This window comes from Luteimonas sp. BLCC-B24 (genome assembly GCF_028550595.1).
Lineage (GTDB): Bacteria > Pseudomonadota > Gammaproteobacteria > Xanthomonadales > Xanthomonadaceae > Luteimonas.
Genome location: NZ_JAQQGN010000001.1, coordinates 618,785 through 642,634, shown reverse-complemented (window position 1 = coordinate 642,634; position 23,850 = coordinate 618,785). Strand labels below are relative to the sequence as shown.

General features: G+C 70.2%; 24 protein-coding genes. 19 read left to right on the top strand and 5 right to left on the bottom strand.

The annotated features are described in order from the left end of the window. Nucleotides 1-232: 232 nt before the first annotated feature. Both PQS31_RS03195 and PQS31_RS03190 read right to left on the bottom strand, forming a co-directional pair. A complete protein-coding gene (locus tag PQS31_RS03195) occupies nucleotides 233-877 on the bottom strand; it encodes a C40 family peptidase (protein ID WP_272761220.1) in 645 nt (214 codons plus the stop codon). A 114-nt stretch (nucleotides 878-991) separates the two neighbouring features. Next, entirely contained in the window at nucleotides 992-1,489 is a 498-nt protein-coding gene (locus tag PQS31_RS03190; protein WP_272761219.1) for a C40 family peptidase, read from the bottom strand. Nucleotides 1,490-1,643: 154 nt separating this feature from the next. Between PQS31_RS03190 and PQS31_RS03185 the strand changes: the two genes are divergently transcribed. From PQS31_RS03185 to mdtD, 6 genes are all read left to right on the top strand, one after another. After that, nucleotides 1,644-2,123 (top strand): peptidylprolyl isomerase, encoded by a 480-nt coding sequence (locus PQS31_RS03185; protein WP_272761218.1) that lies wholly within the window; start codon nucleotides 1,644-1,646, stop codon nucleotides 2,121-2,123. Nucleotides 2,124-2,208: 85 nt separating this feature from the next. Continuing rightward, a complete protein-coding gene (locus tag PQS31_RS03180; RefSeq protein ID WP_272761217.1) occupies nucleotides 2,209-3,441 on the top strand; it encodes a DUF418 domain-containing protein in 1,233 nt (410 codons plus the stop codon). Nucleotides 3,442-3,457: 16 nt separating this feature from the next. Continuing rightward, the gene (locus PQS31_RS03175) at nucleotides 3,458-4,705 is read left to right on the top strand and encodes an FAD-dependent oxidoreductase (RefSeq protein WP_272761216.1); all 1,248 of its coding nucleotides are present in this window, start codon (nucleotides 3,458-3,460) and stop codon (nucleotides 4,703-4,705) included. Further along, nucleotides 4,702-6,093, top strand: coding sequence for a glutathione-disulfide reductase (gene gorA / locus PQS31_RS03170; RefSeq protein WP_272761215.1), 1,392 nt, complete (start codon nucleotides 4,702-4,704; stop codon nucleotides 6,091-6,093). Before PQS31_RS03175 ends, gorA begins: the two co-directional genes overlap by 4 nt. A gap of 31 nt (nucleotides 6,094-6,124) precedes the next feature. Beyond that, nucleotides 6,125-6,922, top strand: a complete 798-nt coding sequence (hutG, locus tag PQS31_RS03165; protein WP_272761214.1) for an N-formylglutamate deformylase — start codon at nucleotides 6,125-6,127, stop codon at nucleotides 6,920-6,922. A gap of 77 nt (nucleotides 6,923-6,999) precedes the next feature. Beyond that, on the top strand, nucleotides 7,000-8,376 hold the full coding sequence (gene mdtD / locus PQS31_RS03160; protein WP_272761448.1) for a multidrug transporter subunit MdtD: 1,377 nt from the start codon (nucleotides 7,000-7,002) through the stop codon (nucleotides 8,374-8,376). A 6-nt stretch (nucleotides 8,377-8,382) separates the two neighbouring features. Here the strand turns inward: mdtD and PQS31_RS03155 are convergent, their stop codons facing one another. Together PQS31_RS03155 and parE are read right to left on the bottom strand one after the other, a co-directional pair. Beyond that, nucleotides 8,383-9,021: a methyltransferase domain-containing protein gene (locus tag PQS31_RS03155; RefSeq protein ID WP_272761213.1), complete on the bottom strand. Its 639-nt coding sequence runs from the start codon at nucleotides 9,019-9,021 to the stop codon at nucleotides 8,383-8,385. A 232-nt stretch (nucleotides 9,022-9,253) separates the two neighbouring features. Beyond that, nucleotides 9,254-11,143, bottom strand: coding sequence for a DNA topoisomerase IV subunit B (gene parE / locus PQS31_RS03150; RefSeq protein ID WP_272761212.1), 1,890 nt, complete (start codon nucleotides 11,141-11,143; stop codon nucleotides 9,254-9,256). 292 nt (nucleotides 11,144-11,435) lie between these two features. Between parE and PQS31_RS03145 the strand changes: the two genes are divergently transcribed. The 9 genes from PQS31_RS03145 to PQS31_RS03105 all read left to right on the top strand — a co-directional run bounded on the left by PQS31_RS03145 (nucleotide 11,436) and on the right by PQS31_RS03105 (nucleotide 18,834). Beyond that, complete coding sequence (locus PQS31_RS03145) at nucleotides 11,436-11,735, top strand: hypothetical protein (protein WP_272761211.1); 300 nt, start codon at nucleotides 11,436-11,438, stop codon at nucleotides 11,733-11,735. Between the two features lie 147 nt (nucleotides 11,736-11,882). Beyond that, complete coding sequence (locus tag PQS31_RS03140; protein ID WP_272761210.1) at nucleotides 11,883-13,583, top strand: CTP synthase; 1,701 nt, start codon at nucleotides 11,883-11,885, stop codon at nucleotides 13,581-13,583. Continuing rightward, nucleotides 13,580-14,419, top strand: coding sequence for a 3-deoxy-8-phosphooctulonate synthase (gene kdsA / locus PQS31_RS03135; RefSeq protein WP_272761209.1), 840 nt, complete (start codon nucleotides 13,580-13,582; stop codon nucleotides 14,417-14,419). Before PQS31_RS03140 ends, kdsA begins: the two co-directional genes overlap by 4 nt. A 117-nt stretch (nucleotides 14,420-14,536) precedes the next feature. Then, entirely contained in the window at nucleotides 14,537-15,823 is a 1,287-nt protein-coding gene (eno, locus tag PQS31_RS03130; protein WP_272761208.1) for a phosphopyruvate hydratase, read from the top strand. Between the two features lie 19 nt (nucleotides 15,824-15,842). Further along, nucleotides 15,843-16,196 (top strand): cell division protein FtsB, encoded by a 354-nt coding sequence (gene ftsB, locus PQS31_RS03125; RefSeq protein ID WP_272761207.1) that lies wholly within the window; start codon nucleotides 15,843-15,845, stop codon nucleotides 16,194-16,196. Continuing rightward, nucleotides 16,193-16,891, top strand: a complete 699-nt coding sequence (ispD, locus tag PQS31_RS03120; RefSeq protein WP_272761206.1) for a 2-C-methyl-D-erythritol 4-phosphate cytidylyltransferase — start codon at nucleotides 16,193-16,195, stop codon at nucleotides 16,889-16,891. The genes ftsB and ispD overlap by 4 nt, the downstream gene beginning before the upstream one ends. 67 nt (nucleotides 16,892-16,958) lie before the next feature. Next, complete coding sequence (gene ispF, locus PQS31_RS03115) at nucleotides 16,959-17,450, top strand: 2-C-methyl-D-erythritol 2,4-cyclodiphosphate synthase (RefSeq protein ID WP_272761205.1); 492 nt, start codon at nucleotides 16,959-16,961, stop codon at nucleotides 17,448-17,450. Further along, nucleotides 17,447-18,538: a tRNA pseudouridine(13) synthase TruD gene (gene truD / locus PQS31_RS03110; RefSeq protein WP_272761204.1), complete on the top strand. Its 1,092-nt coding sequence runs from the start codon at nucleotides 17,447-17,449 to the stop codon at nucleotides 18,536-18,538. Before ispF ends, truD begins: the two co-directional genes overlap by 4 nt. A 65-nt stretch (nucleotides 18,539-18,603) precedes the next feature. Further along, entirely contained in the window at nucleotides 18,604-18,834 is a 231-nt protein-coding gene (locus PQS31_RS03105) for a hypothetical protein (protein ID WP_272761203.1), read from the top strand. Nucleotides 18,835-18,843: 9 nt separating this feature from the next. Here PQS31_RS03105 and PQS31_RS03100 read toward each other — a convergent pair whose 3' ends face one another. Continuing rightward, complete coding sequence (locus PQS31_RS03100) at nucleotides 18,844-19,509, bottom strand: response regulator transcription factor (protein ID WP_272761202.1); 666 nt, start codon at nucleotides 19,507-19,509, stop codon at nucleotides 18,844-18,846. A gap of 220 nt (nucleotides 19,510-19,729) precedes the next feature. Between PQS31_RS03100 and PQS31_RS03095 the strand changes: the two genes are divergently transcribed. The 4 genes from PQS31_RS03095 (at nucleotide 19,730) to PQS31_RS03080 (ending at nucleotide 23,784) form a co-directional block, all read left to right on the top strand. Further along, nucleotides 19,730-21,583: a 3-hydroxybutyrate oligomer hydrolase family protein gene (locus PQS31_RS03095; protein ID WP_272761201.1), complete on the top strand. Its 1,854-nt coding sequence runs from the start codon at nucleotides 19,730-19,732 to the stop codon at nucleotides 21,581-21,583. 81 nt (nucleotides 21,584-21,664) lie between these two features. Beyond that, the gene (lexA, locus tag PQS31_RS03090) at nucleotides 21,665-22,306 is read left to right on the top strand and encodes a transcriptional repressor LexA (RefSeq protein WP_272761200.1); all 642 of its coding nucleotides are present in this window, start codon (nucleotides 21,665-21,667) and stop codon (nucleotides 22,304-22,306) included. Nucleotides 22,307-22,490: 184 nt separating this feature from the next. Next, nucleotides 22,491-23,522: a recombinase RecA gene (gene recA / locus PQS31_RS03085; RefSeq protein WP_272761447.1), complete on the top strand. Its 1,032-nt coding sequence runs from the start codon at nucleotides 22,491-22,493 to the stop codon at nucleotides 23,520-23,522. Continuing rightward, nucleotides 23,500-23,784, top strand: coding sequence for a RecX family transcriptional regulator (locus PQS31_RS03080; RefSeq protein WP_272761199.1), 285 nt, complete (start codon nucleotides 23,500-23,502; stop codon nucleotides 23,782-23,784). Before recA ends, PQS31_RS03080 begins: the two co-directional genes overlap by 23 nt. Nucleotides 23,785-23,850: the final 66 nt, after the last annotated feature.

The following is a 23,850-nucleotide window of genomic DNA, read 5'->3' as shown; positions in this document are numbered from 1 at the left end:
CGGGGGCGCAGGCGGCCGCCCGGGCACCGCGTTGGTCGATGGATGTCGCCGCGTTCGTCCGTCCGCTGGGCGGGCCGTCGGATACGGCGTCGTCGGCACCGCGCGCGTCGTGCCGTCGCCTGGCCGGCGCGCCGGGCCGGTTCGCGCGTGGGCCACGCCGCAGGGCACGCGGCCTAGAACGCAAAAGGCCGCCCCGTGGGCGGCCTTGCTGCGTGGGTGACGCGGGCTGGGGTCAGACGCCGGCGACGCGGCGCGCGGACCTGAAGCGCGTGGCCCAGTACCCGCTGTCGAGTTCGGACACCATCACGTCCTTGCCCGAGCGCGGCGCGTGGACGAAGCGGCCTTCACCGAGGTAGATGCCGACGTGGTCGATGCGGTTGCCACGACGTCCGAAGAACACGAGATCGCCGGCATTGAGCGATGCGCGCTCGACGCGCTCGCCGTTCTGGGCCATGTCGCGCGAGACGCGGGGCAGATCGATGCCGAGCGCGGTGCGGAACACGTAGCCGACCAGGCCGCTGCAGTCGAAGCCGCTGTCCGGGCTGGAGCCACCCCAGCGGTAAGGGGTGCCGATCAGGGTGAGTGCGCGCTTGAGCAGGCTCTCGACGCGGCCGTCGGCGGCGACCGGCTTGTCGACCTCGAGAGCGATGAGCTGGTTGATGTCGCTGGCCAGCAGCATCTCGGGCTGCGGCAGCTGGACGGTCGGGGCCGCAATGGCCTTGGCGACCGAGGTGGACTGGAGCGCTTCAAGCTGATCGGCCGAGTCGGCGGCGAGTCCCGGGCCGGCGAAGGCGGGGGCGGCGAACATCAGGGCGCTGGCAACAAGGGCAGTACGGAGGCGGCGGGTGGCGCGGGCGCCGGGCTGTGCGTCTGTCATCGTCACGTGGGTTTCACTTGTCGCGGACCAGCGGGGGAAGCTACCGGACGAAAGTGCACGAGATGTTAAATAAAACTTAATGAATGCGACTAAGTGCCCGTTTCTGATCACAATTCAGTGAAGAACGCGTCGAGAGCCCGTGTAGGTCCGTTGCCAGTAGCTGCCGTCGAGATGGTCCAGCCGTACCGTGCCACCGGTGCTGGGTGCGTGCACGAACCGGCCCTCGCCGACGTAGATGCCCACGTGCGTGACCGCGGCACCGCTGCCGAAAAACACCAGGTCACCCGGCGCCAGGCGGCCCGGGTCGATCTTCGGCCCCTGGTAGGCGTAGAGCTCGCGCGAGGTCCGCGGCAGGCGCAGATCCAGCATGTCGCGGAACACGTAGTTCACCAGCCCGCTGCAGTCGAAGCCGCCTTCGGGGGTGTTGCCGCCGTAGCGATAGGGCGTGCCGACCAGGCTGATCGCGCGCATCAGCACCGCGTTGGCCGCGGCCGGGTCGGCCGGTGCCACGGGCGTCCAGGTCCGCGCCCCCGGCGGCGTGCTCGAGGCCTGCGGCGTCGGCCGCACGTCCGGCCGGCCGCAGGCCGACAACGCGACCGCGAGGGCCGTCAACGCGAGCGCTCGGACGATGATTGGCGCGGATGTGGCGGAGTCCGGATAATGCGGGGTCGGGGTCACGTGGCGCATCCGTCGGCGAACTGCCGGCATCGTGCCGCAATCCCGCCTTTTTCCTCAAGCGGACCTGTCCGCGTTACCGGGTATTCCAATGAAGATCGAGAAAGACCGCGTCGTCCGTTTCCACTACAGCGTTGCGGAGGCCGGCGGCGAGCCGGTGGAGACGTCGCGCGACCGCGAGCCGCTGGCGATCCTGTTCGGCCACGGCAACATCATCCCGGGGCTGGAGAAGGCGATGGACGGCCGCGAAGCCGGCGAGACGTTCAAGGCCGACGTCACCGCCGCGGACGCCTACGGCGAGCGCCGCGAGGGCATGAGCCAGCGCGTGCCCAAGAAGCATTTCGGCGCGCAGAAGCTCGCCCCCGGCCAGCAGGTGGTGCTCAACACCAGCTTCGGCCCGCGCGCGGTGACGATCGAAAAGGTCGGCATGAGCGTCGTCGACGTCGACCTCAACCACCCGATGGCCGGCAAGGACCTGCAGTTCGACATCGAGATCGTCGACGTGCGCGAGGCGTCCAAGGAAGAGATCGAGCACGGCCACGTGCACGGCGAAGGCGGCCACCAGCACTGAGGTCCGCGACGCGGCGCGTTGCCCGGACGCGCCGCGGTCGCTGCCGATCGCAGGCCGGGCATACGCGCGAACAGGGACGAGCCAGATGCAGACCCCGAGACTTGGACCGGTGGCCTCGGGCGACCGGCTCACCGTGATGGACATGCTGCGCGGCGTGGCGCTGCTCGGCGTGTTCGCCATGAACATCGAGTGGTTCTCGCGGCCGATGCAGGAGATGGGCAGCGGCATTCCGGCCGGTGCCGCCGGGCTGGACCATGCCGTCGCCTGGGCCGTCCACGTGCTGGTGGCCGGCAAGTTCTGGACGATGTTCTCGCTGCTGTTCGGCATGGGCTTCGTGCTGATGGCCGACCGAATCGCCGCGGCCGGTCACAGTGTCGAGCGCGTGTTCTCGCGGCGCATGGCCGCACTGTTCGTGTTCGGCCTGTTGCACATCGCGCTGCTGTGGCCGGGCGACATCCTGCACACCTATGCGATGGCCGGTCTGTTGCTGATGGTGATGCGCGGGCTGGCGCCGGTGTGGCAGCTGGTGTCGGGCCTGGCGCTGTATTTCGGCATGGCGGCGTTCTATCTCGCCAATGCGGGCCTGTTGCTGGTGGTGCCGGACGCGATGCTGGACGACATGCGCACCCAGTTCGCGGCCTCGGCGGCCAGCGCGGCGGTGATCTATCCCGACGGCGGCTTCCTGGCGGTGACCGGTCGCCGGCTGCTCGATTACATCCAGGTCGGCCTGCAGGGCCAGCTGGTGCTGGTACCGATGGCGGCCGGCGTATTCCTGGTCGGCGCCTGGCTGATGCGCGGCGGCTGGCTGCGCGACCCGGCGGCGCATCGCCGGTTCTGGTGGCGGCTGCTGGCGATCGCCCTGCCGCCGGGCCTGCTGTTGACCGCGGCGGGCGTCGCCGTGGGCACGTCCTTTTCCGGCGGCATCGTCGATCCCCGCGCCATCGCGTCCGCGGGCCTGATGCTGCTCGGCGCCCTGCCGCTGTCGCTGGCCTATGTCGCGCTGCTGGTGCTGGCCTGGTCGTCGGCCACCGGCGCCCGGGTGCTGGGCGTGCTGGCGCCGGCCGGGCGCATGGCCCTGACCCACTATCTGGCGCAGTCGCTGGTCTGTTCGCTGCTGTTCTACGGCTACGGGTTCGGCCTGTGGGGCGAGCTGGGCCGTGCGGCGCAGACGGGCGTGGTGCTCGGCGTCTTCGCCGTACAGGTGGGCGTGAGCCACGTCTGGCTGGCCCGCCATCGCTACGGTCCGCTGGAATGGCTGTGGCGCTGGGCCACGTACGGGCGACGTCCGCAGTGGCGGCGCACGCTGGCGCCCGCATGATGCACCGGGCCTCGCCATGAGCGCCCGCGACGACGTGTTGATCGTCGGCGGCGGCGTGATCGGCCTCGCCAGCGGACTGGCGCTGCTGCAGGCGGGCCGCAGCGTGCGGGTGCTGGAGGCAGGCACGGCCGGCTGCGGCAGTTCCCACGGCAACTGCGGCACGATCACACCCAGCCACGCCGCGCCGCTGGCGGCGCCCGGCACGATCGGCAAGGCGCTGCGCTGGATGTTCACGCCAGACGCGCCGTTCCGGGTGAGTCCGCGCGTCGATCCGGCGCTGTGGGCGTGGATGCTCGGCTTCGCCCGCCGCTGCAACCGTCGCGACTGGCTGCGCGCGATGCAGGCGCGCGCGACGATCCTGCAGGCCTCGCGCGCAGCGTTTCCGGACTGGCTCGCCGTGCACGGTATCGACTGCGAATTCGAGCCCTCGGGCGTCGACCACGTGTATCGCGACCGCGCCCAGTTCGAGGCCTATGCCGAAGAGGCGGCGCAGCTGCGCGCGCTGGGCATCCCGGTCGAGACCGTCGACGGCGCCGACTATCTGCGCGCCGAACCCGCGCTGCGCGACGGCGTCGTCGGCGCGGTGCGGTTCGACGGCGACGCGCGTCTGCGCCCGGACCGGTACGTGGCCGGTCTGGCCCGTGCGTTCCGCGCTGCCGGCGGGGCTCTGGTCGAGCACTGCGAAGTGCAGGCGGTCGAGGACACCGCGGACGGTGTGCGCGTGCGCACCGCGCACGGGGTGTTCGACGGGCGCGACCTGCTGCTGGCGACCGGCGCATGGTCGCCGCTGCTCGCCCGCAGCCTGCGCCTGCGCGTGCCGGTGCAGCCGGGCAAGGGCTATTCGATCACCTATTCGCGGCCGTCGCTGACCCCGCGGCGGCCGATGGTGCTGCACGAGCGCAGTGTCTGCGTGACCGCGTGGGACAGCGGTTTCCGGCTCGGCAGCACGATGGAATTCTCCGGCTACGACCGGTCGCTCAATCGCGTGCGCCTGGAGGCGCTGGAGCGGGGCGCCGCCGAATACCTGCACGTGCCGACCGGGCCGGTGCGCGAGGAGGAGTGGTACGGCTGGCGGCCGGTGAGCGTCGACGACATGCCGCTGATCGGGCCGGCCCCCGGCCGCCGTCACGTCTGGCTCGCGACCGGGCATGGCATGCTCGGCGTCAGCATGAGTGTGTCGACCGCCCATCTCGTCCGCGATCTGATCTGCGGCCACCCGACCGGTTTCGATCCGGCGCCCTACGCGCCGGCGCGCTTCGCATGAGTGCGCCGTCGGCGGAGGACGCCGCGCTGCTGCACGTCGATCTCATCGTGCTCGGCGGCGGCTCCGGTGGACTCGCGGCGGCGTTCCGCGCCGCCGAATACGGCCAGCGCGTGGCGCTCGTCGAACCCGGCGCCCTGGGCGGCACCTGCGTGAATGTCGGCTGCGTGCCGAAGAAGGCGATGTGGCTCGCGGCCGACATCGGCGCGCGCATCGGCCAGGCCGCGCAGCTGGGGTTCGACCTGCCGCGCGACGGCCGCGTGGCCTTCGACTGGCCGAAGTTCATCACCGACCGCCAGCGCTACATCCACGGCATTCACGACAGCTACCGCAAGCGGCTCGACCGCGACGGCATCGTCGTGCTGCCCACCCGCGGTCGCCTGTCGGGTCCGGGGCGCGTGCTCTGCGACGACGGCACGTGCCTCGCCGCGCCGCACATCGTGCTGGCGACCGGCTCGACGCCGCAGCGGCCGGCGATCCCGGGTGCGGCACTGGGCGCGGTGTCCGACGACTTCTTCGCCTGGTGCGAGGCGCCGCCGCGCGTGGCGATGATCGGTGGCGGCTACATCGCCGTCGAACTGGCCGGCGTGCTGCAGGCGCTGGGCAGCCAGGTCGATGTCTACGTGCGCGACCAGCGCCTGCTGCGCCAGGGCGATGCCGAAATCGTCGAGCAGTTGCAGGAGAACTACCGCCAGCAGGGCGTCGCGCTCGAGTTCGGCTATGCGCTCAAGGCCCTGTACCGCGATGGCGATGGGCGCCTGCGGCTCGAGGCCGAGGACGGCAGCATGCGCGACGGCTACGACCAGGTGCTGTTCGCCACCGGCCGCCGGCCCAACACCGGCGACATCGGTCTCGACACGGTGGGCATCACGCCGGATGCGAACGGCGACATTCCGGTCGACGCCTGGCAGGCGACGCCGGCGCCCGGTGTGTATGCCGTCGGCGACATCTGCGGCTGCGGGCCGGCACTGACGCCGGTGGCGATCGCGGCGGCGCGGCGGCTGTGCGACCGCCTGTTCGGCGGCAAGCCGGATGCGAAGCTCGATGCCGGCAACGTGCCGTCGGTGGTGTTCTCGCATCCGCCGCTGGCGATGGTCGGGCTGACCGAAGCGGAGGCCCGCGCGCAGCACGGCGACGACGTGCACATCTACTGCAGCAACTTCCGTCCGATGCGTGAAGCGTTGGCGGAATCCACCCAGCGCAGCCTGTTCAAGCTGGTCTGCATCGGCGACGAACGGCGGGTGGTGGGCCTGCATCTGCTCGGCGATGCGGCCGACGAGATCCTGCAGGGATTCGCGGTCGCCCTCAAACGCGGCATCACCCTCGATGACCTGCACGACACGATCGCGATCCATCCCACGAGCGCCGAGGAAGTGGTGCTGATGCGCTGAGGCCGCGGCGACGCCGGCCTACAATGCCGCCATGCGTACCGATCTGCTCGACCTCCACCGCGGCGACGCGCCGCTGCTGATCAGCATCCCGCACAACGGCACCCGGGTGCCGGCGTCGATCGCGTCCCGGCTGACCGACGAGGCGCGACGCGTGCCCGACACGGACTGGCACGTGGCCGATCTCTATGCCTTCGCACGCGAGCTCGGCGCCTCGCTGCTGGTGCCCACGCACTCGCGTTACGTCGTCGACCTCAACCGCTCCGAGGACGACGTCTCGCTGTATCCGGGCCGGAACACGACGGGCCTGTGCCCGGTGGTGCGCTTCGACGGCGGGCCGGTCTACCGTGACGGCGAGGCGCCCGACGCAGCCGAGATCGCCGCGCGCGTCGACACCTACTGGCGGCCGTATCACGCGGCGCTGGCCGACGAACTGGCGCGGCTGCGCGCCGCACACGGGCGTGTGGTGCTGTGGGAAGCGCATTCGATCCGCGGCACGCTGCCGTTCCTGTTCGAGGGCCGTCTGCCGGATCTGAACCTCGGCACCGCCGGTGGCGCGAGCTGCAGCGCGGCCTTGCAGGAGGCGCTCGGCCGCGTGCTCGCGGCGCAATCCGGTTACGACACGATCGTCAACGGACGCTTCAAGGGTGGCCACATCACCCGCCATTACGGGCGCCCGGCCTCGGGCGTCGACGCCGTGCAGCTGGAGATCAGCCAGCGCTGCTACATGGACGAAACCAGCTTCGCCTGGGATGCCGAGCGTGCCGCGGCGCTGACGCCGGTCCTGCGCGCGCTGCTGGACGCGGCGATCGGGCACGCGCGCAAGGCATGAGCGCCGCGCGCCCGCCACGCGGTTCGGGTGCGGGCCGCGGCGCGGGCGATTCCGAACTGCTGCGCCCATTCCGGCCGATGCTGTGGCTCGTCGCCGCCGCGGTGTTCATGCAGATGCTCGACACCACGATCGTCAACACGGCGCTGCCGTCGATGGCGGTGGATCTCGGCCAGTCGCCGCTGCGGATGCAATCGGTCGTCGTCGCCTACGCGTTGACCGTCGCGATGCTGATCCCGGCCTCGGGCTGGCTGGCCGACCGGCTCGGCACGCGGCGGCTGTTCGTCGCGGCGATCGCGCTCTTCACCGCCGGCTCGCTGGCGTGCGCACTGTCGCCGGATCTCGACACCCTGGTCGCCGCGCGCGTGTTGCAGGGCATCGGCGGCGCGATGCTGTTGCCGGTCGGGCGCCTCGCGGTACTGCGCGCGGTGCCGCGCACGGCCTTTCTCGCGGCGATGAGCTTCGTCACCGTGCCCGGGCTGATCGGGCCGTTGATCGGTCCGGCGCTCGGCGGCTGGCTGACCGAGGCCGCGTCCTGGCACTGGATCTTCCTGATCAACCTGCCGCTGGGCATCGCCGGGGCGATCGCCGCGCTGCGCTGGATGCCCGACCTGCGAGCGCCGGTCTCGCGCTTCGATCTGCCCGGCTACGGCCTGCTGGCCTTCGGCATGATCGCGATCTCGCTGTCGGTGGAGGCGCTGTCCGGACACGCGGCCCGTCAGGCGGCGCTGATCGTGTTGCTGGTGACCGGACTCGCCGCGCTGGTGGCGTACTGGCTGCACGCCGCACGCGCCGCCGCGCCGCTGTTTCCGCTGACGGTGTTCCGCACGCGCAGTTTCAGTGTCGGCCTGCTCGGCAACCTGTTCGCACGTCTGGGCAGCAGCGGCATGCCGTACATGATTCCGCTGCTGCTGCAGGTCGCGCTCGGGTATGCGCCGACACGCGCGGGACTGATGATGATTCCGGTCGCGCTCGCGGGCATGTTCTCCAAGCGCATCGTCGTGCCGCTCGTGCGGCGCTTCGGCTACCGCAACGTGCTGGTGGTCAACACCGTGCTGACCGGACTGACGATGGCGAGCTTCGCGCTGGTCGATGCGGGCCAGCCGGCCTGGATGCACGTGCTGCAGTTCGCGCTGTTCGGCGCGGTCAATTCGCTGCAGTTCACCGCGATGAACACCCTGGCGCTGCGGGATCTGTCCGGCCCCGAGGCGAGCGCGGGCAACAGCCTGCTGTCGATGGTGATGATGCTGGCGATGAGCCTGGGCGTCGCGACCGCGGGCGGCCTGCTCGGCGCCTTCGGCGGCGAGCCCGCGGATGCGGCGCCGGTGCTCGCGGCATTTCGCTGGACGTTCGTCTGCATCGGCGCACTGACCCTGGCATCGGCGGCGATCTTCGCCCAGCTGGGCCCGACGCACCGCATTCCGAAGCCGGTGGTCGATGCCGCCGACCAGGGCTGACGGCGCTCAGCCGTGCGGTTTGACCGCGCGCAGTTCCCACAACAGATACGGCGCGCGCGGCGTGTGGGCACGGCCGCGCAGCCAGCGCATCCAGCGGCGCAGCGCCCGTGCGGCGAGCTTGCGCGCACCGTGGTTCTGGGGCGCGCCGGGAAGGGCGCTGTAGGCCGCGCCACGTTCGGTGCGGACCACGCGCTCGATCTCGAAGTGGCCGTGGAAGCCGTACATCCGGCCGTCGGGTGCGGGGCCGCAGAAATAGTGATGGCTGTCGTCGGTGATGATGTTGACGTGCGTGGGATCGACGAAGGCATCGGGATGCGGAAACGCCGGCGTCAGCGCGTACAGGCGCCCGTCGTGGGCGAGCACGCGCCAGATCTCGTTCATCAGCTCGACGAAGGGAAAGCGCGTGCCCCCCTGGCCGTCGGGGAAGATCCGCGGCACGTGTTCGATGAAGTCATAGGCCGAGACCGAACCGAAGCTGGCGTCGGGGTAGGGAATCGGATCGACGACCAGATTCGCCGTGCGGTGTTCGTGCGCGACGGCGCCCCCGGGCGCGCGGATGTCGACGCCGCACAGCTGCGCGCGGTTGTAGGGGTTGCGGGGCGCGTCGCCGCAGCCCAGGTCGAGATGGCGGTCGGGCAATGACATCGCATCAGTCTGCCGAGATGTGCGCATTCAGGCGTTAGGGAACCGTTATGGGCGGACCCGGCCACGTGCGCTTTCGCGGCCACGCGAGGCGCCGTCACGGCGATGCCTGCACGCCTCGGCGCGACGCGGGCGGCAGTCGGACAGGCCGCGCAGTGTCGGCCGCCCGGGGCGCAGCCCGATCGGACCTCGGCCATGACCCGATCGCCCGCGCGACGCGCCGCCCGAATCGCCTTCAGACCTCCAGCGTCGCCAGGTCGCCCTTGGTTTCCAGCCAGGCCTTGCGGTCCCCGGCGCGCTTCTTCGCCAGCAGCATGTCGACCAGCGAACGCGTCTGCAGATCGTCGTCGATGGTCAGCTGCACCAGGCGGCGGGTGTCGGGATGGATCGCCGACTCGCGCAGCTGCGAGGGGTTCATCTCGCCCAGGCCCTTGAAGCGGGTCACGTTGACCTGGCCCTTGATCTTCTCGCGCTCGATCTTTTCGAGCAGCAGGCGCTTCTCTTCCTCGTCGAGCGCATAGAACACCTGCTTGCCCACGTCGACGCGGAACAGCGGCGGCATCGCCACGAAGATGTGGCCGGCCGCGACCAGCGCCGGGAAGTGGCGCAGGAACAGCGCGCACAGCAGCGTGGCGATGTGCAGGCCGTCGGAGTCGGCGTCGGCCAGGATCACGACCTTGCCGTAGCGCAGGCCGGAGATGTCCTCCTTGCCGGGGTCGCAACCGATCGCGATCGCGAGGTTGTGCACTTCTTCCGAACCCAGCACCGAGGTGCTGGCCACTTCCCAGGTGTTGAGGATCTTGCCGCGCAGCGGGAGGATCGCCTGGAAATCCTTGTCACGCGCCTGCTTGGCGCTGCCGCCGGCCGAGTCGCCCTCGACGAGGAACAGTTCGGTGCGCGAGAGATCCTGGCTGATGCAGTCGGCGAGCTTGCCCGGCAACGCCGGCCCCTGGGTGACCTTCTTGCGGACGATCTGCTTTTCGGTCTTGAGCCGCGCGCTGGCGCGGTCGATCGCGAGCTGGGCGATCTTTTCGCCCAGATCGGTGTGCTGGTTGAGCCACAGCGAGAACGCATCGTGCGCCGCGCCCTCGACGAAGCCCGCGGCCTGGCGCGACGACAGCCGCTCCTTGGTCTGGCCGGAGAACTGCGGGTCGGTCATCTTCATCGACAGCACGAAGGCGACGCGGTCCCACACGTCTTCCGGCGCCAGCTTCACCCCGCGCGGCAGCAGGTTGCGGAAATCGCAGAACTCGCGCAGCGCATCGGTGAAGCCGGTGCGCAGGCCGTTGACGTGGGTGCCGTGCTGCGCGGTCGGAATCAGATTGACGTAGCTCTCCTGCACCAGCTCGCCTTCGACCACCCAGGCCACTGCCCAGTCGACGGTCTCGGTGTCCTTCTTCAGTGCGCCGACGAACAGCTCCGGCGGCAGCAGCTCGCGCTCGGCCAGTTCGCCCTTGAGGTAGTCGCGCAGGCCGTCCTCGAACAGCCACTGGTCGCGCTCGCCGGTGGCCTCGTCCAGCAGGGTGACGGTGAGGCCCGGGCACAGCACGGCCTTGGCGCGCAGCAGGTGACGCAGGGCGCGCACGCTGAACTTCGGCGTGTCGAAATACTTCGGGTCGGCCCAGAAGCGCACGCGGGTGCCGGTGTTCTTCTTGCCGACGGTGCCGACGACTTCCAACGGCGTGGCGCGGTCACCGTCACGGAAGGTGATGCGGTGTTCCTGGCCTTCGCGCTTGATGTGCACTTCCACCAGCGTCGAGAGGGCGTTGACCACGCTCACGCCGACACCGTGCAGGCCGCCGCTGAAGGTGTAGTTCTTGTTGCTGAACTTTCCGCCCGCGTGCAGGCGGGTGAGGATCAGTTCGACGCCCGGAATCTTCTCTTCCGGGTGGATGTCGACCGGCATGCCGCGGCCGTCGTCGGCCACCTCGCAGCTGCCGTCCTTGAACAGGGTCACCGCGATCTCGCGGGCGTGTCCGGCCAGGGCCTCGTCGACGGCGTTGTCGATCACTTCCTGCGCCAGATGATTCGGGCGCGCGGTGTCGGTGTACATGCCCGGACGGCGTTTGACCGGATCCAGGCCGGATAGGACTTCGATGTCGGCGGCGTTGTAGCGGGTGTTCATGCGTGCCCGGAGCGGAAAGACCGGCGCATGGTAATGGATCGTGCGTTCCGGGACGCCGGACGCGCGGAATCGCGCAAATCCCGGCCCGACCGCATGTAACCGCTTGCAGTTCCGTTAAGGGCGTGTGCGCACGAGGTAACGCGCGCGTTGTTCAGGGCGCGGCCGGTTTTCGTCTGGCAGGTTGGGGCCGTCGACGCGTCACCGCATCGACGTGCGCCGGCCGGTTCCCCCGCCTGCCGACGCCTCAGAACCCCTTACCGTTGTTCGTTCATTCCGTTCCAGGGAGAGTCCAATGAAGACCCGCCACGTTCTGTTCGCCGCCCTCGTGTCCGCCGCCTTCGCCGCGCCGGCCTTCGCCCAGGAGGCGACGATCGAGCAGGAGGCACGCGCCGCGCAGGCCGCCGCCCAGCAGGCCGAGACCGATGCACAGACGGCCGAAGCCGCGGCCCAGGCCGCCGAGGCCGCCGCCCAGAACGCCGCCGTGGAGAGCAGCTATGCGGCCGACGCGGTCAACGAGGCCTATGACGCCCAGGCCGAGGCCGAGCAGCAGGCTGCCGAGATCGAGGAAGAGGAAGAGGGCGATCCGGCCTGATCCAGGCGGCAGTCCGCGTGACCGAGCGCCCCGGCACTGCCGGGGCGTTCGCGTTCACGGCCCTCGCGATGCGCGCCGCGGTCACCGGACCGGGCGCCCGCCGGCGCCAGCCTGTAGAATGGGGCTTTCCAGCGACCCGCTGTGCTCATGACTCTCCCCAACAGTTCCGTCACTCCGCTCGTCTTCGTCACCGGCGGCGTGGTTTCTTCCCTCGGCAAGGGCATCGCGGCCGCGTCGCTCGCCGCCATCCTCGAAGCCCGCGGCCTGCGGGTGACGATGATGAAGCTCGATCCCTACATCAACGTCGATCCGGGCACGATGAGCCCGTTCCAGCACGGCGAGGTCTACGTGACCGACGACGGGGCGGAAACCGATCTCGATCTCGGCCACTACGAGCGCTTCATCAACGTGCGCCTGTCGGGCAAGAACTCGATCACGACCGGCAAGATCTACGAGAGCGTGATCCGCAAGGAACGCCGCGGCGACTACCTCGGCGCGACCGTGCAGGTCATCCCGCACATCACCGATGCGATCAAGCGCGCGATCGACGAGGCCACCCAGGGCTTCGACGTGGCCCTGGTCGAGATTGGCGGCACGGTCGGTGACATCGAGTCGCTGCCGTTCCTCGAAGCGATCCGCCAGATCCGCACCGACCGCGGCAGCGAGAAGGCCGTCTTCATGCACCTGACCCTGGTGCCGTACATCGCGGCCGCCGGCGAGCTGAAGACCAAGCCCACCCAGCATTCGGTCAAGGAACTGCGCTCGATCGGCATCCAGCCCGACATCCTGCTGTGCCGCAGCGAGCAGCCGCTGCCCGACGGCGAGCGCCGCAAGATCGCGTCCTTCACCAACGTGTCGGAAAAGGCGGTCATCTCGGCCGTCGATCTCGACAACATCCACAAGATTCCGATGTGGCTGCATGCCCAGGGGCTGGACCAGCTGGTCGTCGAGCGCCTGCGCCTGGACGCCAAGGCGGCCCCGACGGCCGATCTGTCGGACTGGATCGACGTCGTCAACGCGGTCGAGCATCCCGCCGACGAGGTGACCATCGGTGTGGTCGGCAAGTACGTCGACCACAAGGACGCCTACAAGTCGGTCGGCGAGGCGCTCAAGCACGGCGGCATCCGCCAGCGCACGCGCGTGAGCCTGAAGTGGATCGAATCCCAGGACATCGAGCGCGACGGCGCGGCGGCGTGGCTCGGCGACGTCGATGGCGTGCTGGTGCCCGGCGGCTTCGGCGATCGCGGCTTCGAGGGCAAGGTGCTGGCCTCGCAGTACGCCCGCGAAACCGGCCTGCCGTATTTCGGCATCTGTTACGGCATGCAGGCGGCCGTGGTCGACATGGCGCGCAATGTCGCCGGTCTCGAGGGCGCCAACAGCACCGAGAACGACCGCCAGTCGCCGCATCCGGTGATCGGCCTGATCACCGAGTGGCGCACCCAGTCGGGCGAGGTCGAACGGCGTGACGAGAAGAGCGATCTCGGCGGCACGATGCGCCTCGGCCTGCAGGAGCAACGGCTCAAGCCCGGCACGAAGGCGCGCGAGGTGTACGGCCAGGACGTCGTCGGCGAGCGCCACCGTCACCGCTACGAGTTCAACAATCGCTACCGCACCCAGCTCGAGGAGGCCGGCCTAGTGATCTCGGCCAAGTCGATGGACGACCTTCTGGTGGAGATGGTCGAACTGCCGCAGCACCCGTGGTTCATCGCCTGCCAGGCGCATCCCGAATTCCTGTCCACGCCGCGCGGCGGACACCCGTTGTTCGTCGGCTTCGTGGGCGCGGCGCGCGCACGTCGGGCCGGCGGCGCGGCGGTCGATGCCACGCGCCTCAAGGAGGCACACGCATGAAGCTTTGTGGGTTCGAGGTCGGCCTCGATCGGCCGTTCTTCCTGATCGCCGGACCGTGCGTGATCGAGTCCGAGCAGCTGCAGCTCGACGTCGCCGGCCAGCTGAAGGAGATCACGTCCGAGCTCGGCATCCACTTCATCTTCAAGTCGAGTTTCGACAAGGCCAACCGCACCTCGGGCACGAGCTTCCGTGGCCCCGGCATGGAAGAAGGCCTGCGCGTGCTCAGCGAGGTGAAGCGCCAGCTCGGCGTGCCGGTGCTGACCGACGTCCACGAATACACCCCGATGGACGAGGTGGCCTCGGTCGTCGACGTGCTGCAGACGCCGGCCTTCCTCGTGCGCCAGACCGATTTCATCAAGAATGTCTGCGCCGCCGGCAAGCCGGTCAACATCAAGAAGGGCCAGTTCCTCTCGCCGTGGGACATGAAACCCGTGGTCGAGAAGGCCAAGTCCACCGGCAACGACCAGATCATGGTCTGCGAGCGCGGCGCGAGCTTCGGCTACAACAACCTGGTCAGCGACATGCGCTCGCTGGCGGTGATGCGCGAGACGCACTGTCCGGTGGTGTTCGACGCCACCCATTCGGTGCAGCTGCCCGGCGGGCAGGGCACGTCCAGCGGCGGCCAGCGCGAGTTCGTGCCGGTGCTGGCGCGTGCGGCGATCGCCGTCGGTGTGGCGGGTGTGTTCATGGAAACGCATCCCAGGCCCGAAGAAGCGCTCAGCGACGGCCCGAATGCCTGGCCGCTGCACCGCATGCGCGCGCTGCTGGAGACGATGCGTGAGCTGGATGCGTTGACCAAGCGCCATCCCTTCGCCGAGACCGAACTGACGGCCTGATGCGCTGCCCGCGTTGCCGGGTGCGCGCGACGCCGGCGTGCCCCTGCTCCAGCGCTGATTCCGGGCACTGCCTGTTTTTGTTCTGAAATTTCCTACATCGAGACCGAAAAGGACGCCATGACCGCCATCGCCAAGATCCACGCCCGTGAAATCCTCGATTCCCGCGGCAATCCGACCCTCGAAGCCGAAGTCACCCTCGAAGACGGCAGCTTCGGCCGCGCGATGGTGCCGTCCGGCGCCTCGACCGGCGCGCGTGAGGCGGTGGAGCTGCGCGACGGCGACAAGACGCGCTATCTCGGCAAGGGCGTGCGCAAGGCCGTCGAGAACGTCAACGGCACGATCGCCGAAACCCTCAAGGGCCTCGACGCGGCCGACCAGGCCGGTCTCGACAAGCGGCTGATCGATCTCGACGGCACCGAGAACAAGGGCCGGCTGGGCGCGAACGCGCTGCTCGCCGTGTCGATGGCGAATGCGCATGCGCTGGCGGCGTCGAAGAAGATCCCGCTGTGGAAACTGCTGGCCGGTGACCGCGCGCCGGTGCTGCCGGTGCCGATGATGAACATCATCAACGGCGGCGCGCATGCCGACAACAACGTCGATTTCCAGGAATTCATGGTGCTGCCGGTCGGCTTTTCGAGCTTTTCCGAGTCGCTGCGCGCGGGCACCGAAATCTTCCACGCGCTCAAGTCCGTACTCAAGGGCCACGGCCTGAGCACCGCGGTCGGCGACGAAGGTGGCTTCGCACCCGACTTCCGCAGCAACGTCGAAGCGCTGGACACGATTCTCGAAGCGATCGGCAAGGCCGGTTACAGCGCCGGGGACGACGTGCTGCTGGGCCTGGACGTCGCGTCGAGTGAGTTCTTCGACAACGGCAAGTACCACTTGGTCGGCGAGGGCAAGCGCCTGACCGGCGAGCAGTTCGTCGACTTCCTCGCCGACTGGGCCGCGCAGTACCCGATCATCACGATCGAGGACGGAATGGCCGAGGACGACTGGACCGGCTGGAAGCAGCTGACCGACCGCATCGGCGACAAGGTGCAGCTGGTGGGCGACGATCTGTTCGTCACCAACCCGCGCATCTTCAAGGACGGCATCGATTCGAAGACCGCGAATGCGATCCTGATCAAGGTCAACCAGATCGGCACACTGACCGAGACGCTCGAAGCCATCGCGATGGCCGACGCGGCGAAGTACGCGTCGGTCGTCTCGCACCGCTCCGGTGAGACCGAGGACACGACGATCGCCGACATCGCAGTCGCCACCACGGCCACGCAGATCAAGACCGGCTCGCTGTGCCGCAGCGACCGCGTGGCCAAGTACAACCAGTTGCTGCGCATCGAGGAAGCCCTCGGCGCCGGCGCGCGCTACGCCGGCCGCGATGCGTTCGTCTCGCTGACGCGCTGAGCCCGGAGCCGACATCGCCATGCGCGTCCGCGCGTTCCTTCTGGTGCTGCTGGGCCTGGCCGGGCTGCTCGCGTGGCTGCAGTACAGGCTGTGGTTCGGCGTGGGTGGCACCACGCAGGTGGAGGAACTGCGCGGACGCGTCGAGGCGCAGGCGCGCCAGAACGAGGGGCTGCAGCAGCGGAACGACGCGTTGGCGGCCGAGGTCGCCGATCTGAAATCGGGCGAGGCCGCGATCGAGGAGCGCGCGCGGGGTGAGCTGGGCATGATCAAGCCGGGTGAAACCTTCTACCGCGTGGTCGACGATGCGCGGCTCGCGCCGCTTCCGGTCGAGCACGGCCTCGACCCGGACGCGGCACGGAGCGATCCGCCGTGACCTGGGCCATCGTGCCTGCCGCCGGGCGCGGTGCGCGCTTCGGTGGCGATGTTCCCAAGCAGTACCTGCAGGTGGGCGGCCGCAGCGTGCTCGCGCATACGCTCGCCGCGCTGACCGTGCACCCCGGTGTGGCCGGCGTGGTGCTGGTGAGCGGTGCGCACGACACCGTCGAGCACCTGACGGATCTCGGCGCCGCGACGCACGGCAAGCCGCTGCTGCGCGCGACCGGCGGCGAGACGCGTGCCGATTCGGTGTTCGCGGGCCTGGCGGCGCTGCCCGACACGGTGCGCGCCGACGATTTCGTGCTGGTCCACGACGCCGCGCGTCCGAACCTCGCCCAGGCCGATCTCGACGCGCTGCTCGAGCGCGGCCGCGCCGATCCGGTGGGTGCGATCCTCGCCGCCCCGGTGCGCGACACGCTCAAGCGCGCGGGCGACGACGGCGGCATCGACGGCACCGAGCCACGCGAGCGCCTGTGGCGTGCGCTGACGCCGCAGCTGTTCCGCCGCCTGCAACTCGCGCGGGCACTCGAGGCCGCGGCCGCGGCCGGAGTCGCCGTCACCGACGAGGCCATGGCGATGGAACGGCAGGGCGCGCGCCCGCTGCTGGTGGAAGGCGCCGACGACAATTTCAAGATCACCACGCCGGCCGATCTGGCCCGTTTCGAATTCGTGCTGGCGCAGCGCCACCGGTGATGCCCGCGCGCGGCGTCGTGCGGCGCGGGCGGTGATCCCGCATCTCCTTTTATCCGAGCGTTCCTCCATGTCTTCAGTTCCCAGCTTCCGTATCGGTCAGGGCATCGACGTCCACGCCTTCGGCGACGGCGACCACGTCATGATCGGCGGCGTGCGCGTGCCGCACAGCCAGGGCGTGCTCGCGCACAGCGACGGTGACGTCGCCCTGCACGCGCTCTGCGACGCGATGCTCGGCGCGCTCGCACTCGGCGACATCGGTGTGCATTTCCCGCCATCCGACGACCGCTGGAAGGGCGCCGACAGCCGCGCCTTGCTGCGCCACTGCAACGGCTTGCTCGCCGCGCGCGGCTGGCAGGTCGGCAATGCCGACGTCACCGTGATCTGCGAGCGCCCGAAAATCGGGCCGCACGCGCAGGCGATGCGCGAGACGATCGCCGCCGATCTCGGCATCGACGTGGACCGGGTCTCGGTCAAGGCCACCACCAGCGAGCGCCTGGGCTTCACCGGTCGCGGCGAGGGCATCGCCGCGCAGGCGGTGTGCCTGCTCGTCGCGGCATGAGCGCAGTCGACGCTGCGCCGCGCGCGCACGGCGACGCGGTGCTGACGGCGACGATCCGCCAGGACGCCGAGGATTTCCGGGTCGACGAACTCGATGCGTTCGCGCCCAGCGGGCAGGGCGAGCACCTGCTGCTCACCATCGAGAAGCGCGGCATGAACACGGCCTTCGTCGCCCGCCTGCTCGCACAGTGGGCGGGCGTGGACGAGCGCGCGGTCGGCTACGCCGGGCTCAAGGACCGGCACGCGCTGACCACCCAGCGCTTCAGCGTGCAACTGCCGGGGCGTGCCGACCCCGAAATCGCCGCGCTCGAAGCGATGGCGGCGGGCGTGGGGCAGGGCCTGCGTGTGCTGGCTGCGGCGCGCCATTCGCGCAAGCTGCCGCGCGGCGCGCTGGCCGGTAACCGCTTCGTGCTGACGCTGCGCGAGGTGGAAGGCGATGCGGCCGCGATCGACGCGCGTCTGCGACGTATTGCCGATGCGGGTGTGCCGAATTATTTCGGCGAGCAGCGTTTCGGCCACGGCGGCGGCAACACCGCCAAGGCGCTGGCGATGTTCGCTGCGCCGCGCCGGCGGATCGCGCGCGAGCAACGGGCGATGCTGTTGTCGTCGGCGCGCTCGGCGCTGTTCAACCGGGTGCTGGCGGCGCGCGTCGGCGCCGGGTCCTGGGCGAGGGGGCTCGACGGCGAGGTGTGGATGCTGGCCGGCACGCGCAGTGTGTTCGGACCCGAGGCGCGCAGCGCCGAACTCGATGCGCGCGCCGCCGCGCACGATATCCATCCGACCGCGCCGCTGTGGGGACGCGGCGCGCTGCGCAGCGCCGGCGAGGCGCGCGCCTGCGAGCTTGCGGCGCTGGACGATCCCGAGGCGGCCGCGCTGCGGGCCGGACTCGAACACGCGGGGCTGGAACAGGACCGGCGCGCCACCCGCCTGCTGCCGGGCGCGCTGGCGTGGGCGTGGCCCGATGCCGCCACGCTGACGCTGGCGTTCGCGTTGCCGGCCGGCTGTTACGCGACCGCCGTGCTCGCCGAGCTCGGCGCCATCCGCAATGCCGCCGGTCGGATGGAGGCCACGGCGCCGACGGACGGTTGAGCGGGGCGCGCGCGCCGGGTGTAAAGCAGCGGAAGGCCACTGGCGGCCGGTCGCGGAGCAGACGCATGACCATCCGGACACGATGCACGGGGCTCGCACTCCCGATGCTGGCGACGGCCGCGCTGGCCGGATGCGCCACCCAGCCGCCGCGACAGACGAGTGCGCCACCGCCGCGCCCCGGCCTGATGGTCCAGGACACCGACTACATCGCCCAGGTCGAGCGGAAGGCCCTGCGGCGCGGCCTGCAGGTGCAGTGGATCAACCCCCCGACGCGGCGGACGCCACGCACCGATTGACCCCGCGGATCAGCCGGCGACGCGCTGCGCCGGGTCGGTGATGTCGAGTCCGCGCAGGATCACGCCGGCGTGGGTACGGTTGCGCGCGCCGAGCTTCTCGAAGATCGCGGACATATGCGCCTTGATCGTGCGCTCCTGCACGTCCAGGCGGTCGGCAATCTGCTTGTTGAGCAGGCCCTCGGCCACCAGCGACAGCACCCGGAACTGCTGCGGCGTCAGGCTGGCGAGGCGGGCCGCCAGGTCCATGTCTTCGGGCGCCGACTGCGCATGCGCAACGGCGGCGCGCAGCGCCGGTGGCAGCCACTGCTCGCAGGCCAGCACGGTGCGGATCGCGTCGCGCAGTTCGCCCAGGCCCGCACTCTTGGGGATGTACCCGGCAACGCCGTGGTCGAGGGCGCGGCGCACGACGCGTGGATCCTCGTTCGCCGAGACCAGCACCACCGCCACGGCCGGGAACTGCGCGCGGATCGCTGCGAGGCCGGCCAGACCGTGATTGCCGGGCATGTGCAGGTCCAGCAGCACGAGGTCGACGTCGTCCTCGGCCTCCAGCAGCGCCAGCACGCCGGCCAGTGCTTCGGCCTCGCGGGTGACGACATCGGGCGCGGCATCGGCGGCCGCCCCGCGCAGTGCGGCGCGGAACAGCGGATGGTCGTCGGCGATCAGCAGTTTGGGCATGGGGCGGCGAGTCGTGATTGGTGATCTGTGATTCGTGATTCGTGATTCGTGATTCGACCGGGCCGCAGACGCACGGGTGTTCACCGGGTGCAGCGCCTACGAATCACCAATCACGAGTCACCCATCATGGCGTTCGAATCACCATAGCAAGCACCGCCGAGGTCCGGGCCTGGTACCAAAGTACGATGGCCGGTGTCCGGTGCACTGCTACGGTGCCTGCATGACCAAGACCCGCATGCTCCGGCCGCTGTGCCTCGCCACCCTCGCGCTTTCGCTTGCCGCCTGTGCCGGCAGCGGAACACGCGGTGACCCTGCTTCGATCCGCGGAGACGACGCCACCATGTTCACCGCCCAGCGCACCAGCCTGCACCGCGACGGCGACGACCTGCTGACGGCCGGGCTGGGGCTATCCGGCCTGCAGGCGATGGCGCCGCCGGCGTTTGCCGATCCCGAGCGGCCGTCGTCCGCCGAGGTCCGCCGCCGTGCGCTGTGGGCGAACTGGCGCGGCATCGCCGATCTGGCCCCCGCAGGCGGCTACGGCACGCTCTACGGCAGCGTGGCGACGGTGCCGGGGCGCGAGTTCCACGCCCTGGCCACCGTGCCGGGCGCCACGCAGCCGCATCGGGTGCTGGTGCAGGTACCGGACGACTTCGACCGGGCCCGCCGGTGCATCGTGGTCACCGCCTCGTCCGGCTCGCGCGGCATCTACGGCGCGATCGCGGTGGCCGGCGCCTGGGGGCTGCCGAAGGGATGCGCGGTGGCCTACACCGACAAGGGCGCGGGCACCGATTACTTCGATGCCGATGCCGGGATCGGCATCCGCGCCGACGGCACGCCGGCGGTCGATCGCGCGCAGGCGGTCTTCGCGCCCGACGGCGCAGCGCAGGGCATCGCGTTCAAGCACGCGCATTCCGGCGACAACCCCGAGGCCGACTGGGGGCGGCACGTGCGCCAGGCGGCGGAGTTCGCGCTGCAGGCGCTGGGCGAGGCGTATCCGGACGATGCGCCCTTCGATTTCGCCAGCACGCGTGTCATCGCGGTCGGCATCTCCAACGGCGGCGGCGCGGTGCTGCGCGCGGCGGAACTCGACGGCGACTGGCTCGATGCCGTGGTCGCCGGCGAGCCCAGCGTGCTGGTCGATGCGCCAGGCGCGCGTTCGCTCTACGACTACACCACCGAGGCCGCGCTGCTGATGCCGTGCGCGCTGCTCGCGCTCGACGCCTTGCCGCAGCCGCCGCTGACCGCCCAGGTGGCGCCGCTGTGGGCCGCGCGCTGCGCCTCGCTGCGCGCGGCCGGTCTGGTCGACGGCACTGAGGCCGCATCCCAGTCGCAATCCGCCCTGGCGATCCTGCGCGGCAACGGCTGGACGGACGGTGCCCTGCGCGCCGGCGCGCTGTCGGTCGGTTTCGATCTGTGGCGTGCGGTCGCCGTGACCTATGCCTCGGCCTACGGCCGGTACTCCGCCGACGCGCATCCCTGCGGATACCGGTTTTCCGCCCAAGGCGCAGACCTCTCGCCTCGGACTGCCACCGCCGCCGAGCGCGCGGCCTGGTGGAGCGACGGCAGCGGGATTCCGCCGGGCGCGGGCGTCGGCATCGTGGATCCGGGCGCGGCCGGCGCCGATCCCGCCCTGTCGGGTCTGCAGTGCCTGCGCGCGCTGGCCGTCGGTGACGGCGCCGATGCGCGCCGCGTGCAGGCGGGCATCGCCGAAACGCGTGCGGGTCTGCCGCGCCGCGGGCTGCCGGTCGTCGTCGTGCACGGTGTCGACGACGGTCTGATTCCGATGGCGTTCTCCAGCGTGCCGTACGTGGACCGCGCACAGGCCGCGGGGCGCGACGTGCACTTCTGGCAGGTGCCGCATGCGCAGCATTTCGACGGCTTTCTCGCGCTGCCCGACTACGCCGCGCGCTACGTGCCGCTGTTGCCCTACGTGTACGCCGCGCTGGACCAGGTGGACGCCCACCTCGACGGTGGGCCGTCGCCGCGGGACACGACGGTGAACAGTGCACCGCGCGGCAATGCGCCGCTGGCCGCGCGCCATCTCGCGCTTCCGGCGTCGACACCGGCGCGCTGACAGGCGCCGCAGCCGGTATTCCGACGATCCGTCTCCTGCCCGGACTTGTGTGAGGCTTTGTTAGTAGTAATACTACTAACCATGAACCTGTCGACCACCCAGCGCGCCATTCTCGAACTGATCGGCGAACGCATCGAGGCCGAGGGCATGCCGCCCTCGCAGACCGAGATCGCGCGGGCCTTCGGCTTCAGTGGCGTCCGTGCCGCGCAGTACCACCTCGACGCGCTCGAAGCGGCCGGCGCCATCGAGCGTCTGCCGGGCCGCGCGCGCGGCATTCGCCTGCGGGTGGCTCCGCAGGCGGCGCAGCCTCTGCCGCCGCTGGGTGACGGGCATGCGGATGCGCTGCGTCTGCCGGTGCTCGGCCAGGTCGCCGCGGGGCTGCCCATCGGCGCGGACATCGGCTCGGATGATTACGTCGTTCTCGACCGCGTGCTGTTCTCGCCGTCGCCCGATTACCTGCTCAAGGTCAAAGGCGATTCGATGCGCGACGAAGGCATCTTCGAAGGCGACCTGATCGGCGTGCACCGCACCCGCGATGCGCGCTCGGGCCAGATCGTCGTCGCCCGGCTGGACGATGCGATCACCGTCAAGCTGCTGAAGATCGGAAAGGACCGGATCCGCCTGTTGCCGCGCAATCCCGACTACGCGCCGATGGACGTCTCGCCCGATCAGGACTTCGCGATCGAAGGCCTGTATTGCGGCCTCGTGCGGCCGAACCGGTGAGTCGGTGCGCTGCCCATCGCAGCCGCGGTATTTCCCGACCGGCCGGCGCCCGATCCGCCAATGACCCGCTGGCGCCCCGGGCTCTAGCGTCGACATCGCCACGCCACAGCGTCGCAGCCTGTGCGATCCGCGCCTGCGACGATGCGTCCCACACACCGGAACACGAATGACAAGGACCATCACGATGGACGAGAACAAGAAGCGCGCCCTTTCCGCCGCCCTGAGCCAGATCGAAAAGCAGTTCGGCAAGGGATCGGTGATCCGCATGGGCGATCGTGCGTCGGAAGTGGTGCCGGTGATTCCCACCGGCTCGCTGCAGCTCGATCTCGCGCTCGGTATCGGCGGCCTGCCGCGCGGCCGCGTGATCGAGGTCTACGGCCCGGAATCCTCCGGCAAGACCACGCTGACGCTGCAGACGATCGCGCAGTGCCAGAAGATGGGCGGCGTCGCCGCCTTCATCGACGCCGAGCATGCGCTCGATCCCACCTATGCCGCCAAGCTGGGCGTGAATGTCGAAGATCTGCTGGTCTCCCAGCCCGATACCGGCGAACAGGCGCTCGAAATCGCCGACATGCTGGTGCGCTCCAATTCGGTGGACATGGTGGTCATCGACTCGGTCGCCGCGCTCACGCCGCGGGCGGAAATCGAAGGCGAGATGGGCGACCAGCTGCCGGGTCTGCAGGCCCGCCTGATGAGCCAGGCCCTGCGCAAGCTCACCGGCAACATCAAGCGCAGCAACTGCATGGTGTTCTTCATCAACCAGCTGCGCATGAAGATCGGCATCATGATGCCGGGCCAGAGCCCCGAGACCACCACCGGCGGCAACGCGCTGAAGTTCTACGCCTCGGTCCGTCTCGACATCCGTCGCATCGGCGCGATCAAGAAGGGCGACGAGATCATCGGCAACCAGACCCGCATCAAGGTCGTCAAGAACAAGATGGCGCCGCCGTTCAAGCAGGTCGTCACCGAGATCCTCTACGGCGAGGGCATCAGCCGTGAGGGCGAGCTGATCGACATGGGCGTGGAGGCCAAGCTGGTCGAGAAGGCCGGCGCCTGGTACAGCTGCGGTGACGAGCGGATCGGGCAGGGCAAGGAGAACGCGCGCCAGTACCTCAAGGACAATCCGGAGGTCGCGGCTCGCATCGAGGCCGGCATCCGTGAGCGCCTGTTGCCGACCGCAGTCGCGGTGATGGATGAAGAAGACGACGTCGAGTAATGGCCGCTCGTCGGCGGTGATCGGGGCGGAATCGCCGGTCACCACGGAGCCCAACGAGGACGCCGGCGCATTCCGGACGCTGGAAGACGAGGGCGAGGCGGACTGGCCCGCGCGCGCGCTCGATCTGCTCGCGCGACGCTTCGATGCCGACGTGCTGGCCGACGACATCCTCGCCCGGCGCAAGGCAGGGGATTACCTGCTGCGCCGGGGGTTCGGCGCCGAGGTGTTGCGCGCGGCGATCCGGCAGTTCTGCGGGCGCTGAGCGCACGTCGGCGCCCTCGCGCGCTGCGCGCCATTCCCCGCCATGCGCGGGCAGGAGGGCCGGTCG